General features: G+C 66.2%; 12 protein-coding genes and 1 tRNA gene. 6 read left to right on the forward strand and 7 right to left on the reverse strand.

The window, feature by feature from the left end:
• Positions 1 to 124 precede the first annotated feature (124 nt).
• Positions 125 to 1,261, reverse strand: a complete 1,137-nt coding sequence (locus ACWPWT_RS14365) for a sensor histidine kinase (protein ID WP_454280251.1) — start codon at positions 1,259 to 1,261, stop codon at positions 125 to 127.
• The gene (locus ACWPWT_RS14370; protein ID WP_454280252.1) at positions 1,251 to 2,570 is read right to left on the reverse strand and encodes a sigma-54-dependent transcriptional regulator; all 1,320 of its coding nucleotides are present in this window, start codon (positions 2,568 to 2,570) and stop codon (positions 1,251 to 1,253) included. The genes ACWPWT_RS14365 and ACWPWT_RS14370 overlap by 11 nt, the downstream gene beginning before the upstream one ends.
• Before the next feature lie 45 nt (positions 2,571 to 2,615).
• On the opposite strand from ACWPWT_RS14370, the gene ACWPWT_RS14375 reads away from it, so the two are divergent.
• The 5 genes from ACWPWT_RS14375 to ACWPWT_RS14395 are packed head-to-tail and all read left to right on the forward strand — an operon-like array spanning position 2,616 to position 9,105.
• The gene (locus tag ACWPWT_RS14375) at positions 2,616 to 3,917 is read left to right on the forward strand and encodes an efflux RND transporter periplasmic adaptor subunit (RefSeq protein WP_454280253.1); all 1,302 of its coding nucleotides are present in this window, start codon (positions 2,616 to 2,618) and stop codon (positions 3,915 to 3,917) included.
• Positions 3,918 to 3,932: 15 nt separating this feature from the next.
• On the forward strand, positions 3,933 to 4,610 hold the full coding sequence (locus tag ACWPWT_RS14380; protein WP_454280254.1) for an ABC transporter ATP-binding protein: 678 nt from the start codon (positions 3,933 to 3,935) through the stop codon (positions 4,608 to 4,610).
• 11 nt (positions 4,611 to 4,621) lie between these two features.
• A complete protein-coding gene (locus ACWPWT_RS14385) occupies positions 4,622 to 5,380 on the forward strand; it encodes a GIN domain-containing protein (RefSeq protein WP_454280255.1) in 759 nt (252 codons plus the stop codon).
• 25 nt (positions 5,381 to 5,405) lie between these two features.
• Positions 5,406 to 7,832: an ABC transporter permease gene (locus tag ACWPWT_RS14390; protein ID WP_454280256.1), complete on the forward strand. Its 2,427-nt coding sequence runs from the start codon at positions 5,406 to 5,408 to the stop codon at positions 7,830 to 7,832.
• On the forward strand, positions 7,825 to 9,105 hold the full coding sequence (locus tag ACWPWT_RS14395; protein ID WP_454280257.1) for a TolC family outer membrane protein: 1,281 nt from the start codon (positions 7,825 to 7,827) through the stop codon (positions 9,103 to 9,105). The genes ACWPWT_RS14390 and ACWPWT_RS14395 overlap by 8 nt, the downstream gene beginning before the upstream one ends.
• Positions 9,106 to 9,115: 10 nt before the next feature.
• On the opposite strand, the gene ACWPWT_RS14400 is transcribed toward ACWPWT_RS14395, so the two are convergent.
• The 5 genes from ACWPWT_RS14400 to ACWPWT_RS14420 all read right to left on the reverse strand — a co-directional run bounded on the left by ACWPWT_RS14400 (position 9,116) and on the right by ACWPWT_RS14420 (position 15,789).
• A complete protein-coding gene (locus tag ACWPWT_RS14400; protein WP_454280258.1) occupies positions 9,116 to 9,502 on the reverse strand; it encodes a response regulator in 387 nt (128 codons plus the stop codon).
• A complete protein-coding gene (locus tag ACWPWT_RS14405) occupies positions 9,495 to 12,941 on the reverse strand; it encodes a chemotaxis protein CheB (RefSeq protein ID WP_454280259.1) in 3,447 nt (1,148 codons plus the stop codon). Before ACWPWT_RS14405 ends, ACWPWT_RS14400 begins: the two co-directional genes overlap by 8 nt.
• Complete coding sequence (locus ACWPWT_RS14410) at positions 12,941 to 13,501, reverse strand: PAS domain-containing protein (RefSeq protein ID WP_454280260.1); 561 nt, start codon at positions 13,499 to 13,501, stop codon at positions 12,941 to 12,943. The genes ACWPWT_RS14405 and ACWPWT_RS14410 overlap by 1 nt, the downstream gene beginning before the upstream one ends.
• Positions 13,502 to 13,645: 144 nt before the next feature.
• A complete protein-coding gene (locus ACWPWT_RS14415) occupies positions 13,646 to 15,529 on the reverse strand; it encodes a M61 family metallopeptidase (protein ID WP_454280261.1) in 1,884 nt (627 codons plus the stop codon).
• A 186-nt stretch (positions 15,530 to 15,715) separates the two neighbouring features.
• A tRNA-Cys gene (locus tag ACWPWT_RS14420) sits at positions 15,716 to 15,789 on the reverse strand.
• Between the two features lie 266 nt (positions 15,790 to 16,055).
• Here ACWPWT_RS14420 and ACWPWT_RS14425 point away from each other — a divergent pair.
• Positions 16,056 to 16,337, forward strand: coding sequence for a hypothetical protein (locus tag ACWPWT_RS14425; RefSeq protein ID WP_454280262.1), 282 nt, complete (start codon positions 16,056 to 16,058; stop codon positions 16,335 to 16,337).
• The last annotated feature ends 238 nt before the right edge of the window (positions 16,338 to 16,575 follow it).

Raw genomic sequence — 16,575 nt, forward strand, 5'->3', positions numbered from 1 at the left:
AAACGGATTTGGCGGACCAACGTGAGCCCAGCATTCGCAAAATCATCACCGCTTATGCCCCCCCCAATCTTTCGCAGAGCATCCTTTATCTTGTCCTACAAGTAAAGGGGTGATGGCGTGGCGGCTATGGGCCGGGTATCGTCATTTCGAAGGTCGTCACGCCGATCGCGAGCAGGTTCAGGTCGCCGCCATGCGCCCGCGCGATCCGGCGGGCGAGGGTCAGGCCGATCCCCGATCCTTCGGCTTTGGTGGTGTGGAACGGGCGGAAGATGCGCGTGCGCTCCGGCATGGCGATGCCGCTGCCGGTATCCCCCACGGTGATCCGCAAGCCCGTCTCGTCCCGGTGAAAGACCAGGGTCACGGTGGGGGTGACCGAGCCGGCCAGCGCTGCCTCCGCCGCATTCTGAAGCAGCGCCCAGATCGCCTGGGTCATCTGATCGCGGTCGCATGCCCCCATCATTTCTGCCGGCGCATCGACCGACAGCGTGACCATCCCCGCGAAACGTTCGGCAAACAGGCGGCCCAGATCGTCGGCCAGATCGGCGGGGACGAAAGGCGTGCGGACCGGCTCCGGCAGGCGTGCCAGTGTGCGATAGGCGCGGGTGAAGCGTTCCAGCCCCTCGACCCGCCGCGCCAGCGTCGCCAATATGCCCGGCAGCCGGGCATCGCTCCGCTCGGCCGCGACCAGCGCACTATCCGCCAGCGAGACGATCGGCGACAGCCCGTTGAGCAGTTCATGGCCGAGGATATCGATCATCTCGTTATCCGCATGCGCCTCTGCCGCGCGCCGCTCGGCCTCGACATCGATCAGGATGAGCATCGATCGGTCGCTTGCCGCAATGCGCTCGATCCGCCAGCTTCGCCCTTCGTGCCGCAACTGGCTCTGCTGCGGGTCGAGCAGTGCGGCCGGGGTCGGCGTCAGGCGATCGTCGGTGGCGAACAGGCTGCGGCTCGCCCGGTTGATGGCCCGCGCCCGTCCCCGATCGATGCGCAGCAACGGCAGCGGTATCTGGTCGAACAAGGCTTCCAGCGGCGGCCCATCGGCGGCGGGGCGCGGAGCCACCGAGGGAGACGGTGCGGACCGCCGCGCCACCGCCCAGCACACCGTCAGGATCAGCCAGCCCGCACTGAGCGCCAGTCCCAGAATCGAGGCGAACATGCCGTTCTGCCAGGCCAGCACCAGCAATCCCCCGCTGCCGGTCAGCGCCAATGCGCTCCCACCGATCGCGACGATGCGGGCATAGGGCCATTCAAAGCCCATGACGCGCCATCCGCCGATACAGCGCACCCCGGCTCAGCCCCAGCGCCTGCGCTGCCTGGGTGACATTGTGATGATGCTCGATCAACGCGGCCTCGATCATGCTGCGTTCGGTTTCGTCGAGGTCGAAGCTGGGGCGGGCCGGACTGGCGACCATGGTGGGCGCGGCGGGGGCGAGCAATGCCGCCTCGATCACGCCGTCATCGCCAAGCAGCAGTGCGCGTTCGACCGCGCCCGCCAGCCCGCGCGCTTCGTCGGGCCAGTTGGCGGTCGCGAACAGCGCTTCGGCGGCGGGGGTGAAGCGGGGCTGGGGGCGGCCATGCCGTTCCGCCGCGATCCGCGCGAAGTGGCGGGCCAGGACGGGTATGTCCGCGCGCCGTTCGGCCAGCGAGGGGGCGGCGATCTCGACCGTGGCGATCCGTCGGGCCAGCGCAGGCGTGATGGCGCGGGCATCGTCGGCAATGGCGATGTAGCGATCTTGCGCCGCGAGACGGTCGAGCAGCCGCGCCTGTCCGATCGCGTCGAGTTGGTCGGGATGACGCAGCAGCCATGTCATGCCGCTGCCGCCCTCGCTCAGTCGGTCCCACGTCAGCGGATCACGCAGATCGATCCGCTGCATGGGCCGGTCCGCGCCCGCCGATGCCGCATGGATCGCGGCGGCGATCAGGCTCCGTCCTGCGCCCGACGGGCCGGTCACGACCACCCCGGCCATGGTGGGGCCGATCCGGCGAACCATATTGCGGACATGGTCGATCGCGGGGCTGTCGCCCAATAGCCCGACGGGTTCGGCGGCATGCGATGCGGCGTCGTCGGCGGCTGACGCGGCGCGGTCCGCCAAGGTCGGTCGCCGCTGGACCGCGACCTCGATCTTGGCGAGTAGATCGGCATTGCGCCATGGCTTCATCACGAAGTCGCGTGCGCCCGCCTGCATCGCGGTGACGGCCAGCCGGATGCCGCTATGCGCGGTGATGACGATGATGCAGGCACCGGGATCGTCCGCCAGCAACCGGGCCAGCATGGTCAGCCCTTCGCCGCCATCGGTCCGTCCGGCGGCATAATTCAGGTCGAGCAGGATCGCGTCGTAACGCTGCGCCGCCAGCCTGGAAAATCCTTCCTCCGGCCCGTTCGCCACGTCCAGCCGGTGCCCCGCCAGTTCGATCGCGATGGCGAGCGATTCGGCGATGCGCGGATTGTCGTCGATGACCAGGATCGAAAGCGGGCTTGACCCCTCTTGCGACCGTCCATTTGTGGACGGTGCGTTCGGTCCCGAACGGTCGGAATTGGCAGAGCGTAAGGAAAGTGGAGGTTTCATAGGGCTTTAGGTTTTTTGGCCGTCCTGGGTGACATTGACGCCATGATGACCGAACATAGCACAGGCGCAAACACTTCCGCTGTCGGCAATGGCGGGGCGGCTCCGGGGGCGGCGATGGACCGGCGTATTGCGCGAAAGGCCACACCGTGGTGGCGTCGCCGACCGGTGGTGATCGCGATCCTGGTGGTCGCGGCGGCGATCCTGATTTGGCGCTTCCTGCCCGCCGCGGGTTCGACCGACATCGCATCGGCCAATATCGAAACGGGTGAGGTCAGCCGTGCCGCGTTCGACGATTACCTGCCGGTCCGCGCCACCGTGACGCCGCGTGTCACGACCCTGGTCGGCGTGTTGTCGGGCGGGCAGGTCGAGAAGCTGCTGGCCCAGGACGGCCAGATGGTGACCGAGGGACAGCCGCTTGCCACCCTGGCCAATCCGCAACTCAAGCTGGATGTGCTGACCCGCGAGGCGCAGATCGCCAGCCAGCTCGGCGGCGTAGCGAGCGAAGGGCTTGGCATCGAGCGGAACAAGCTCGATCGCGCGGGCCAGGTGGCACAGGCCGAATATGACCTCATCAAGGCGCGTCGCGATCTGGGCATCCGCCGCCAGCTCCACGATCAGGGCTTTCTGTCGGACGCGGGCGTCAAGAGCTTCGAGGAAGAGGCGGCCTATCAGGAGAAGCGGCTCGCCCAGTTGAAGTCGGGCCGCGCGACCGAGGCGCGGATCACCGCGACCCAGTCGGCGCGCCTGTCCGACACGCAGAGCCGGCTGTCGGGCAATATGGCGGCGGTGCGTGCGGGGCTGGAGAGGCTGACCATCCGGGCCCCATCGGGCGGGCGGCTGACCAATTTCATCATCCAGCCCGGCCAGACGCTGAAGCCCGGCGACCCGGCGGGTCAGGTCGACAGTGAAGGTTCGTGGAAGCTGGTCGCGCAGGTCGACGAATTTTATCTCGGCCGCGTCGCGGTGGGGCAGAAGGCGACGACCTCGGACGGGGCCGCGCTGACGGTATCGAAGGTGCTGCCCGCCGTGAAGGACGGGCGCTTCCAGGTCGAGCTGACCTTCGACAAGGCACCCGCCGGGCTCAATCGCGGACAGACAATCGACATCCGCATCACGCTGGGCGCGGCGAGCCGCGCGGTGGTGGCCCCGGTGGGCGGCTGGCTGGAGGCGGGGGGCAGTTCGGCCTTCGTCCTCGACCCCGATGGCGCCCATGCCCGCCGCCGGACGATCCGCGTCGGTCGCCGCAATCCCGAACAGGTCGAAATCCTGTCCGGCCTCAATCCCGGCGAACGCATCGTCATCAGCAACACCTCGTCCGTAAAGGGCGACATACTGAACATCCGATAAAAGGGGACTGACATCATGATCCGACTGGAAAATATTCAGCGTCGCTACGTCTCCGACGAGGTAGAGACCACCGCGCTCCACGACATCGACCTGCACGTCGCGCAAGGCGAGTTCCTGGCCATCATGGGCCCGTCGGGCTGTGGCAAGTCGACGCTGCTCAACACGCTGGGCACGGTCGATCGGCCGACGGGCGGGCGTTACATGTTTGGCGACCGCGATCTGGCGGCGATGGACGAAAAGGAACTGGCCAAGTTCCGCGCGGAGACGCTCGGCTTCGTGTTCCAGAGCTTCAACCTGATCGACGAGCTGACCATTGAGGAGAATGTCGCGCTGAGCCTGGCCTATCGCAACGACGTCGGTGACCGGCGCGGCCGGGTGGCGGCGGCGATGGACAAGGTCGGCATCGCCCACCGCGCGCGTCATTTCCCGCACCAATTGTCGGGCGGTCAGCAGCAGCGCGCCGCCATCGCCCGCGCGATCGTGGGCGACCCGAAGCTGATCCTGGCGGACGAACCGACCGGCAATCTCGACACCGCCAATGGCGAGCAGGTGATGAACATCCTGACCGGCCTGAACGAAGCGGGCGCGACCATCGTGATGGTCACCCACTCGCCCAGCCATGCCGACATCGCCAAGCGCCGCATCGACATGCTCGACGGCCGCATCGTCGCCAGCGCCGCGCGCGCGATCTGAAAGGATTTGTGATGAAAACCATGATCTCCGCCATCGCCCTGTTGTCGCTCGCCGCCGTCGCCGCTCCGGCGCAGGAAAACGCTCAGACTTCGCGCAGCTTCGATATGCGCGGGTTCGACCGGATCGAACTGAGCGGGTGCGATATCGTCACCGTGGCGCTGGGATCGGCCTATGCCGTGACGGCGCGGGGGCGCGGGGCGAATATCGACAATCTGCGCATCGATACCAACGGATCGACCCTACGTATCCGTCGCCGGAACGACAGTTGCAACGGCCATGACCGGCGCGTCGCGATCGCCGTCACCCTGCCGGTGCTGAAAGCCGTCGATGTCAGCGGCGCGGCGGAAATGAACCTACCCGCGCTCGACACCCCCGCCTTCGCGGTCGAGACCAGCGGCGCTGCCGTGCTTCGCCTGCCGGCCCTGCGTAGCGGGACGGCGAAGTTCGACCTGTCGGGGGCGAGCCAGGTTACGGTTCAGAATTTGCGTGCCGAGCGTGCAAGCCTCGACACGTCGGGGGCCAGCGTTCTGCGGGCGGAGGGCCAAGTGCACCAACTGGCCATCGACGGCAGCGGGGCCAGCAACGTGAATGCGCGTGCCCTGTCTGCGCCCAGCGTCACGATCGGGGCCAGTGGCACGGCCAATGTCCGCGTCGGGGCGGCGGAACAGGCGACGGTGGGCGCCAGCGGCATGGCGAACGTCACGGTCGCGGGTCGACCGAGCTGCGCCGTCTCCAAGAGCGGGCTTGCCCGCATCGCCTGCGGCCAATGACCGCGTCGTCCGGGGGAATGCAACCATGAACCGCTTCGCGCTTCTGTCGCTCTATCGCTCGCTTGTGCGTCACAAGCTTTACGCCGCGCTCAACATCGGCGGGCTGGCGGTCGGCATCGCCGTCTTCCTGGTGTTGGGCCTCTATGTCCGGTTCGAGACCAGCTATGAGAAGTGGCTGCCGGATCATGACAAAATCTATGTCGCCCAGTCGGTCTGGACCATCCCGGAAAGCCCTTTCAACGGGGCGAGCAATTGGACGATGGGCGGGCTGCTGGAGCAGTTGCGCGAGGATTTTCCGGATACGGTCGGCACGCGTATCCGCGGGTCGGGTGCCAGCGTTATTCAGGGGCGGGTCGCGACCAGTGAGGAGCTCGTTCAGGTCGATCCCAGCTTCTTTCAGCTTTTCGACCTGCCCATGGTCAGCGGCAGTGGCGATGCGCTGCGAACGCCGACGAACGTCCTGATCAACGAAACGGTCGCCCGCAAATATTTCGGTTCAGCCAACCCAGTCGGGCGGCCGATCAAATTGGCGATCGACGACATCCGGAATTACCGCGTCGCGGGGGTCTTCAAGGACCTGCCGGAAAACAGCGAATTGAACTTTTCGATGGTGCTGCCACTAACCAAGACGCTGCCGGAAAATAGCAAGCAATGGTGGTATCATTGGGGCAGTTCGTCGCTTCAGACCTTCCTGAAGTTCGACACGCCCCAGGCGGCGCGCGCCTTTACCAACAAGATGCCTTCCTTCGTCGATCGCCGTGCCCTGACGGACATGGGCAAGGACGCCTCCAAGTCCCTCAACATCACCGTGATGCCGATCACCAAGATGCATCTGGAGCCGCAGGGCAAGGCAAGCGCCAGTCGCAAGCTGACCATGGTGACGCTGGGCCTGGTCGGGATCCTGACGCTGATCATCGCCATTGTGAACTACGTCAATCTGGCGACCGCCCGGTCGGGCTTGCGGGCGCGCGAAGTGGCGATGCGCAAGGTGCTGGGGGCCAGCCGATCGGCCTTGATCTCACAATTTCTGGGCGAGGCTATCCTGACCGTCGCGATCGCGGCGCTGGGTGGCTTGATCCTGGCGGAGATCGGCCTGCCGCTGGTCAATGCGGCGGGCGGACTGAGCCTGTCCATTCCCTATGCCGTGGTGGTTCCCGCGCTCGCCTTGCTGACTGTGGTCGTCGGGATGCTGGCGGGTGCCTATCCGGCGATCCTCCTGTCGCGGTTTCCGGCGGCAAGCGTGCTGGCATCCTCGCGCGCTCCGGGTGGCGGGCGTGCCGGCACCCGCATCCGTGAGGCATTGGTCGTGTTTCAGTTCGGTCTTGCCATCGCGTTCATGATCGGGACGCTGATCCTGGTCGCGCAGACGCGGCACCTTCGAGCGACCGATCTGGGCTTTCGCCGCGACGGGTTGCTGACCAGTTCGTCGATCAGCGACACCCTCATCGATGCACCACGGCGCCGCGCCGTAGTGGAGGCCATCCGACGGCTTCCCAATGTGTCGGCGGTCGCCATCGCCGATAGCGCAGTGGGCGGCGGCGGCAGTAACAATGCCGACAATGTCCCGCTGCCCGGCGTGCCGGGGGATGGCCCATCGCTTCGCCGGATCGAGGTCGGGCCTGACTTCTTCAAGGTCTATGGTACGCGATTGTTGGCGGGGCGCTTCTTCGACGATGCACATCGCGGCGATGACTCCCAGTCGGTCGAAAAGGGGCAGCCAAGGATGATCATCCTGAACCGGCGCGCTCTGTCCACACTGCGTTTCGCCACGCCGCAGGATGCCATCGGCAAGACGGTGGGCGGGGACCGGCCGCGCACGATCATCGGGGTGATCGAGGACATGCGCTTCTTCTCGCCGCGGCTGCCCAATGATGCGACCTACTATGTGTACGATGCCAAGCCAGAAAATGTGATCGGCGGCGCGGTGGCTTCGGTCCGTTTCCAGGGCGACCCGCGTACCATGACGGCGGCGGTGCGCAACCTGTGGCAGCAGATGGTGCCCAACGTGCCCTTCAACGCCAAGAGCGCCGACGCCAAGCTGGAGGAGTTCTACGAAGCCGACGATCGGGCGACCCGCTTGTTCGGCATCGGTGCCGGGCTTGCCGTCCTGATTGGTTGCGTTGGGCTATGGGGCCTCGCCTCGTTCAATACGCAGCGGCGGGTGAAGGAGATCGGCATCCGCAAGACGCTGGGGGCCTCCGCCACCGACATCGTCAAGTTGCTGGTCGGGCAGTTCCTGCGGCCGGTCGTCCTCGCCAATCTCGTCGCCTGGCCGCTGGCCTTCGTCGCGATGCGGACCTGGCTGGCGGGGTTCGAGGATCGGATCAGCCTGTCGCCGCTCTTCTTCCTCGCGGCGACGGCGCTGGCGCTGAGCATCGCGGTGCTGACCGTGCTGGGCCAGTCGCTGCGCGCCAGCCGTGCGGCTCCGGCCTGGGCGCTCCGTCATGACTAAGCGGGCGGCGTGGCTGGTGATGGGGGCGGCGTTGATCGCGGCTGCTCCCGCCTCGGGCGAGACGTTGAAGGAGGCGATCGCGGCGGCGTGGGAGGGCAATCCCGAACTCGCCGCCGCCCGGGCACGGCAGGATGCGCTGGCCGAAACCCCCAATCAGGCGCGTGCCGCCGGTCGACTGACCGCGGGAGCGACGGGCAGCGGGGGCTATGACCGGTTGGGTTATGACTCGGCGGGGGTGCGGACCGGTGCGACCTCGGCGCTGGGCAGTGTCACGGCGACCCTGCCCATTTGGACGGGGGGCCGCGTCTCCTCGGCGGTGCGCGCCGCCAATGGCGATGTCGCGGCGGGTGGCGAGGCGCTGCGCGATGTCGAGGCCGATGTGCTGGAGCGCGTCGTCGGGGCCTATGCCGACCTGCTCTATACGCAGCAGGCGGTCGAGGTGGCGCGGGTCGGGATCGAACGTCTCGACAGCCAGGTGGCCGAAGCCCGGTCGCGCTATGGGCTGGGGCAGGCGACCAAGACCGACGTCGCACAGCTTGAGGCGCAGCGGGCGAGCGTCGTATCCAATCTGGTGGATGCCGAGGGGGCGGTGGCCGCGGCGGAGGCGGCGTATCGCGCGATCGTCGGCCGCGATGCCGGGACGTTGGACGCCACCATCGCGCCACCCTCCGCCCTGCCGCGCACGCTGACGGACGCGCGCGAGGCGGCGGAAACCGGCAATCCGCTGTTGCTGGCCCAGCAGCGGCGGGTCGATGCCGCCGCCGCGCGCATCGATCAGGCACGGGCGGAGCGGGCACCCGCGCTCGATCTGTCGGGCGGCTATGGCCGGGGCGTGCAATGGTCGGGCGGACAGGCGACCGGGTTCGACAGCGCCGCCAATGCGGGCCTGGGGCTGCGCATACCCCTGCTGACCGGTGGCCTCGTCGCTTCGCGCGTGCGGCAGGCGGAAGCGGCGCGCCGGGCCGAGCGGTTCGATGCCGATGCCGCATCACGCGCGGTGGTGCGGGCCGCCGATACCGCCTGGGCCTCGCTGACCGCTGCCGAGGGACGGCTCAAGGCCAGTGCCGAGGGGTTGAAGGCCGCCGACCTCGCCTTGAAGGGCGTGCGGGCGGAATATGGTTTCGGGCTACGCTCGACCATCGACATTCTGGTCGCGGACCAGAGCTATCGCTCGGCCCAACTGGCGGTGGCGCGGGCGCAGGTCGATGTGCTGACCGCACAGGCGGCATTGCTTCGGGCGACGGGCCGAATGGGGCGGGGCGCGTTCGACTAAGGCTTCGCGATCAACCGGCTTCGCGATCACTTTCGCTTGGGCCGGACACCGCCATCGACAGGGTGCGGCGGAGCAGGGAGGGGGAACAGGGCTTTCCGCACACCGCCGCACCCGGATAGCGTGATTGCAGCGTCTGTTCGTCAGCATGACCCGAATGGAAGATCAACGGCACGCCCGCCTGGCTCAATCGCTCGGCCGCAGGAAATACTTCTCCATCGCGCAGCCGCACGTCGAGAATGGCGCAGGCCAGTTCCGGACGATCCCCGTCCAGATGCGCCAGCACGTCCTCGACGCTGACATAAGGTCCATCGACCTCATAGCCGCCATCCTCGATGATCGACTGAAGATCCAGCGCGACGAAGAATTCGTCTTCGACCAGCAAAACCGTCTTAGTCATGTGCGAGTATCGTCTCCGGCAGGATGAGGGTCAGCAGGAAACGACCATCGGAGCTATTACGCTCCAACTGCGCGCCCAGTTGCCGCGAGGATGTCTGGACGAGCAGCGTGCCGAAGCCCTTGGAGCCGATATCGAACGCGCCTTTGCCGCCCGTCTCGGTCCAGGTCAGCGTCAACTTGCCGTCCGCCAGCGTCCAGCCGATCGCCAGTTCGCCCTCGCGATGCGCCAGGGCCCCGTATTTGACCGAGTTGGTCGCCCATTCGTGCAGGATCAGCGCCAATGGCGAGAGGCAGCGTCGGTCAATCAGCAGGCGGGGGCCGTCGATCATGATCTTCGACTGACCTTGGTAGGGGGCGATCGTCGCCTCCACCAGCGAACCCAGGTCGATGGCCTGCTGCTCCCCGGCCGGAGACGCCAGCGAATGGGCGCGGCCCAGAGTCGCGATCCGCTCGCGCACATCCTCGGCCATCTCGGTCACATCGCCGTGCGAGCGCGCGGCGGCGGAAACGATGCCCGAGATGATGGCGAAGAGGTTCTTCACCCGATGGTTCATCTCGCGCAGCATCAGTTCGCGCGTCTCGGCGAATACATATTCGGCGGTCACATCGATCGAGACGCCGACCATGCGGTGCGGCGCGCTGGCGGTAACGACCCGGCCAAAGCCCTTGATCCACCGATCCTTGCCCGCCGCATCCAGCCGGAAGGTCATTTCGAAATCGCCGCGGTTCGCCATCGCCTCGGCCAGCGCAAGCTGGACCGCCGGGCGATCCTCCGCCACGATGCGTTCGAGTACATGATCGACGCGCTCGGCGGACTCGTTTTCGCCAAAGCCGAACAGGCTGCGCCCGGTGCCGTCGAGGAAGATCTCGCCGGTCCCGTCCCGATATTCCCAGACGCCGATACCGCCCGCCTTCACGGCCAGATCGAGCCGTTCGCGCTCCGCCGCCAGCTCGCGCTCCATGCTGAGCGCGTCGGTAATGTCCGTCAGCACCAGCGTAGCGCCATCGACGCCGTCTCCCTGCGTGCGATAGGGCAGGATGCGCAACGACAGGGTCCGCTCGCCGCCGCGCGTCGTCACCCGCCGCTGCGACGGAGCGCCGCCCGCCGCCACCGCCGCCGCCCCGTCGAGATAGCCGGTATCCGACAGCCGCGTCGACACATCGGCCAGCAGCCGGCCCCGATCCCCCGGTTGGAGCGGAAAGATCGAGCGGGCGGCCTCGGTATAGCTGCGGACCCGCAAATGCCGGTCGAGCACCACCACCGCCAGATCGGTCGATTCGAAGAAATTGCGCAGGTCGGAATTCGCGACGGTCAGCTGATCGACCTTGGTCTTCAACTCGTCATTGACGGTCGACAGTTCCTCATTGGTCGATTGAAGCTCCTCGTTCATCGACATCATTTCTTCGTTGGAGCTTTTCAGCTCCTCATTCGCCGTTTCCAACTCCTCGACGGTCGAGCGCAGCCGGTGGCGGGTCAGGCGCAGTTCGTCTTCCAGCGCCTCGATATGATCGTTGCCGGGCTCCAGATCGGCCAGGTCGCTGACCTCGACCGGGCTGAACGGCTCGGTATCGCGGAACAGGAAGAGCAGGGATCCATCGGTCAGCGGATCGCAGATCACCTCGATCTTCTGGATGCCATATTCGGTCGTGACCGACACGTCGCGCGCGGCGATGCGCTTGCGGGCGTCGCGGGCCTGGCGCAGCATCGGGCCCATCACCTCGCGCAGACCCGGCCGCGCCAGCGTGGTCGCGCTCGATCCGCCCGCCCGGGTGACGGGGAAGGTGAAATAGCGGCTGAGCTTGCCAAACGCGGCCAGGATGCCGCCATCCTGATCGACCACCATGCTCGGCGGTGCATAACGATCCACGATGCGGCGAAGCGCGACGCCTTCGTCGCTGGTGACGCTGCCTCCCTCGCGCTCACCCCGTTCGCCGCGCCGCCGTGGGCTTCGGCTCATGCCGCCGGGCAGGTCGATGGGGTAGGAGGGGGAGGCGGCGGATCGTTCGAACAGCCGGGCATGGCTGTCGATCGCCGGGAAGAGATGATCGAACCGCCCTACGCTCTCCGATGGCCCCAGGAACAGGTAGCCGCCCGGACGCAGCGCGTAATGGAGCAGCGGCAGCACCGATTGCTGCAGGCGATCGTCGAAATAGATCAGCAGGTTGCGGCACGATACCAAGTCGATCCGCGAAAAGGGCGGGTCCTTGACCAAGCTGTGGTTCGAAAAGCGGATCATGTCGCGGATCGACCCGGCGATGCTGAACCGCTCGGCATGGGGCAGGGTGTAGCGCTCGCGCAGGGGCGCCGGAATGTCCGCCAGCGCCGCGGCCGGGTAGCTGCCCTCGCGCGCAATCTGGAGCATCTGTTCGTCAATGTCGGTCGCGAATATCTGGACCGCCAATGGCTGCCCCGCCTCGCGCGCGGCCTCGGCGAACATCATGGCGATGCTATAGGCTTCCTCGCCACTGGAGCAGCCGGGGATCCAGACGCGAATGTCCTCGTCCGGATCGCGTGCACGGAGCAGCGGCAGGATCGCCTTGGTCCGGAGTGTCTCGAACAATTCCGTATCGCGGAAGAACCGCGTGACGTTGATCAGCAGATCGCGGAACAGCGCCTCGCACTCGTCCGCATCGCTCTTGACGCGCGCCAGATAGGCCGAGCCCGTTCCGATGCCCAGGACATGCATCCGCCGTTCCACCCGGCGGACCAGCGTCGTGCGCTTATAGCCCGAAAAATCATGGCCGATGGCGTTGCGCAATACCCGGCACAGATCGTCGACATGGTCGGCGACGACCTCCGCCTCATGCTCCTTGGGATCGCCGGAGCGCCGCGCGAAGAAGGCCTGCAGACACTCGACGATCTCGCCCGCCGGCTTGACGAAATCGACCAGGCCGGTGCCCACCGCCGATAGCGGCATGCCGTCATAACGGGCGCTTTCGGGTTTCTGGACGACGCCGACGCCGCCATTCTCCTTGATCGCGCGCAGGCCCGTCGTCCCGTCGGCCCCTGTCCCGGACAGGATGACGCAGGCGGCATTGGCCTGTTGATCGCTCGCCAGCGACAGGAAGAAATCGTCGATCGGACGGCGCAGCCCCTGCGGCTGGACGAAATCGGTCAGTTCCAGCACGCCGCCGCGAATGGCCAGTCCCCGTCCGGGCGGGATGATATAGACATGGTCGGCCTCGATCCGTTCCGATCCCTCGCACTGGCGCACCGCCAAATTGGTGTGCCGGTCGAGCAGTTGCGCCAACATGCTTTCGTGATTGGGATCCAGATGCTGGACCACCACGAACGCCATGCCGGTCGGGGCATGGGCGGGCGTCAGCATCTCGCGCAGCGCCTCCAGTCCGCCGGCGGAAGCGCCGATGCCCACCACCGGCACGGTCGCGCCGCCCCGTTCGGCCGACAATGTGTCCCCGCTGCGGGGCGTGTCGCTCATCACGGAAAGGCTGCTCGATCGAGGTCCGACAGGGTCAGCTTGGCCTGGGCGATGGTGGCGGCGGTGTTGGCGATCGCGGTCAGCGATCCCTCCAGCACGATACCGCTTTCGGCGAGGATCGGGCTCAGGCGACCCAGCGTCTTGCCCAGTTCGGCGTCATAGGCGGCCAGACGATCGGGATGCGATCGGCTGACATCGAATTGCGAGGCGAAGATATAGGGCATCTTGCCGCCCAGTTGTCGCAGCTTGGACATGTATAGCAGGTTGATGAAGGGCGAGCCGTCCTTGCGGAAATTGACCAGCATGGTGCGGACGTTCAGTTGCCGATCATTGGCCAGGAATTCGCGGATCCGTTCCCGCGCTTCGACATTGTCGGCGTCGCGTTGAAGCATGCGGCAATTTTGGCCGATCACATCCTCGCTGGTATAGCCGGTCAATTCCCGGAAACCGTGATTGATGAAGATCAGCGGATTGTCGTCGAGCGCATCGGCCAGAGCCAAGGCGATCGGCGACTGGTCCAAATAGCTGGCCAGATGGGCCGGAATATCAATTTCTTGCACGAACCTGGCTCCCTGACGCGCATTCGCATGGCGTCTATCCCTCCGCAAGGGCCCAGACGGACGATAGCCCCCGAAAAATTCACTTGGGTAAACCCGGGCCGGGCCGCTGTCGTTCCCGAAACCACGCCGGTGTGGGCACCCTGGTCAGGGCGCGGCCGTCACCGGACCGATGCTTCCGACCAAGGGGCGTGGCCCTAGCCAGGCTTGGCGAAACCGCATCTGTCGGGGCGTCGGGCTTTGGCCCAGGCTCTCGTCAAGCAGGATTTCCTGGTTCGGATCGGCGACGAGGATCATCGTCGCCCGCCGCTCGCCGCCCCGCTGGCGATAGACGATGGACAGGCGGTCGCCCGGCTTGTGCGCGGCCAGCAAGGCGGTCCAGGCGGCGGCGTCCGCCACCGGGCGACCGTCGATGCTGACGATCACATCGCCCTTGTCCAGCCCGGCGTCATAGAGCGGCGTGCCCGGCGCGGTCGGGGCGACGATCGTCATGCCGTCATCCCCCTTGGCCGGGGTTCCGCCCGCCCAGGCGGCATCGGGGTGAACGGGGCGCAATGTCAGCCCGGCCTGCGCCAGCAGCGGCGCGAAATCGGGTAGAGCGCTGCCGATTACATATTGGGTGAAGAAGCGGTCGGCAAAGCCCTGATCCCCGGTAAGCTGCGCCAGGGCGATGCGCAGATCATCGGGGCGATAGCTGCGCTCGGTCTTGCCATGGTTGCGCCAGAGCTGGCGCATATAATCGTCGAGCGTCAGCTTCGGAAAGGCCTGCCGCAGTTGCAGATCGAGCGCCAGGGCAAGGACCGCGCCATAGGGATAATAGGATTTGAAGATGTTGGGATTGGTCGGATCGATCGACTGGGCGGCATCGACGAAGGGCGCGCGCAGGCTCATTTCCTGCGGTCCGCCGTAACGACGCGCCGGGGTGATCAGCAGCGCGTTCAGCGTCGCCGACAGTTGCGCGATATAGTCGGCCAGCGGCATCTGCTCGGCGCGGACGACCGCCAGGGGCCCGTAATATTGAGTGAAGCCCTCGGCCAGCCAAAGCGAGGGCGTCGCATTGGCGCGGGTAAAGTCGAACGGTTCCAACTCGGCAGGACGGATGCGCTCGACATTCCAGGCATGGAAGAATTCGTGGCTCAGCGTCTGGATCTGCGCGAACTTCGCGGCCGCCAGCGACTGCGGCATGCTGATCACCGTCGAGTTGCGATGCTCCATCCCGTCGCCGCTGATCTGCGGCATATAGTCGGCGAGGAAGGTATAGGTGCCATAGTCATAGGGCGGTGCCTCGCCGAAGACCGCGATCTGCTGCGCCACGACCTTTTGCGCCATGGCGGCGAACCGGTCGAGATCGGCGGGGCTGCCGTCATGATGGGCCGTCAGGCGGATAGTGTAGCGCTGGGCGCCATCACCCACCGTCCAGCTCCTTATGTCCCAGGCGGACATCTCGACGGGGCTGTCCATGAAATATTGCAGGTCGCGCGCGGTGAAGACGGCGGGATCGTCAGTGGGCGCTAGCTGGGTCGCGATCTTCCATCCGGCGGCGGGGTGGAAACGGACGCGGATCGGCCGGTCGTCCTGCCCGGCGGCCCACATGAAGGTGGCGGGGATGTTCAGACGTGCATGGGTCGGGTCGATCTGCGCATAGGTGCCGTCGCCCCGATCGCCGAACAGCGTGTAGCGGACGGTGACGGTGCCGTCATGGGCGGGCACCGTCCAGCCATAGGGATCGGTGCGCGAGATGGTCAGCGGACGTCCGGCCCCGTCGATGGCGGACACCGAATAGACGTTCTTGGCGAACTCGTGCAGCGCGTAGCGACCCGGCGAGGAGCGCGCCATCTGGAAGCGGATGGGGGTGCGGCCCAACCCGCGATAGGTGACGCTGATCTGCGCCTCATGATGTTCCGGGCGGGGAAAGGCGATGTCATATTCGACCGCCGTCTTGGCGGACGCCTTGGGGGCCGGTTCCCGCGCCATCACCGGGGATAGCGCTGTGCTCGCCAGCGCTCCCGCCAGCAGCCATGCCGCCGTCATCGCCCCTATGCGCATCCGCGAACCCTTCCTTGTCGATTGGAACGGGGACTTAAGCGAGGAGCGGCGACGCGGTCCACCGCTTTGTGACGTGCGGCGAGCCCATGGCGACACATCGGCGAATCACCGGGGCCGTTGCGCCGATGAGCGGCGTACGGACTATCAGGTGATTGATATGCCAAGAAAATCTGGAGGCGCGACCGGGAATCGAACCCGGGTGCAAGGATTTGCAGTCCTCTGCGTCACCACTCCGCCATCGCGCCTCGATGCGTGGGAGGCGGGCATGTGTGCGGTTTTTTGTGCCGCGTCAACAGGCAGTGCGCAGTCGTTTTAAAAAAGTACGCATTGTTCCCGTTTTGCCCTGCTGGCGTCGACCTGCCAAACAGGGGGGCTTTGCCGATCAGAACGGACGAATTTCAATTTGCCGTTCAATCAGATATCAAGCGATAGCTGTCAGACAGCAGGTGCTGTTTCCGCGTGTTGGACTGCAGGCTTTGGGGCAATGCCATTGCCTCGGTATCGGGAGATTATGATGGAAGCCATGGTAACCAGCCTCACGCGTCACGCTCCCGTCATACTATACTTGGTGAGCGCTCTATTGCTGATTGGCAATGTCGCCGGATCAGTCATCGTGGCAAATTTGACGGCTAACCAAGCCCATGGTGTCATGGCGCCTGGCATGGTTTCGGCATTTGCGGGCGTTGCAAAAAGCCAAATCGTTACTGGCATCATCGGTTCCTTTCAAAGCGCGGCTTGGCCATTTGCCGCCGCGGCCCTGATCCAGAGCATTCGGGAAAAATCCTCAATCTAAGGAATGGTGATCCTGCACTGAGGCCCTCTGTCGTCAGATCGGTGTGAGGAATTCAATTTGCGGGAGGGGGGGGCGGAGAGCGAGGCGGACCGGGATCGTGTCACACCGGCACTCACCGCTCTCGATCATGGCTTGGCAAAGGACCGCCTCGATGCTCCCCGCCGCCTTGCGCGCCTCAATCTCGCCAAAAGCCTGTGCTGGGGTTACCAGTCCGCTTGGCGGGGGCGGAGCTGCGCGA

Source organism: Sphingomonas sp. Marseille-Q8236, assembly GCF_965112005.1.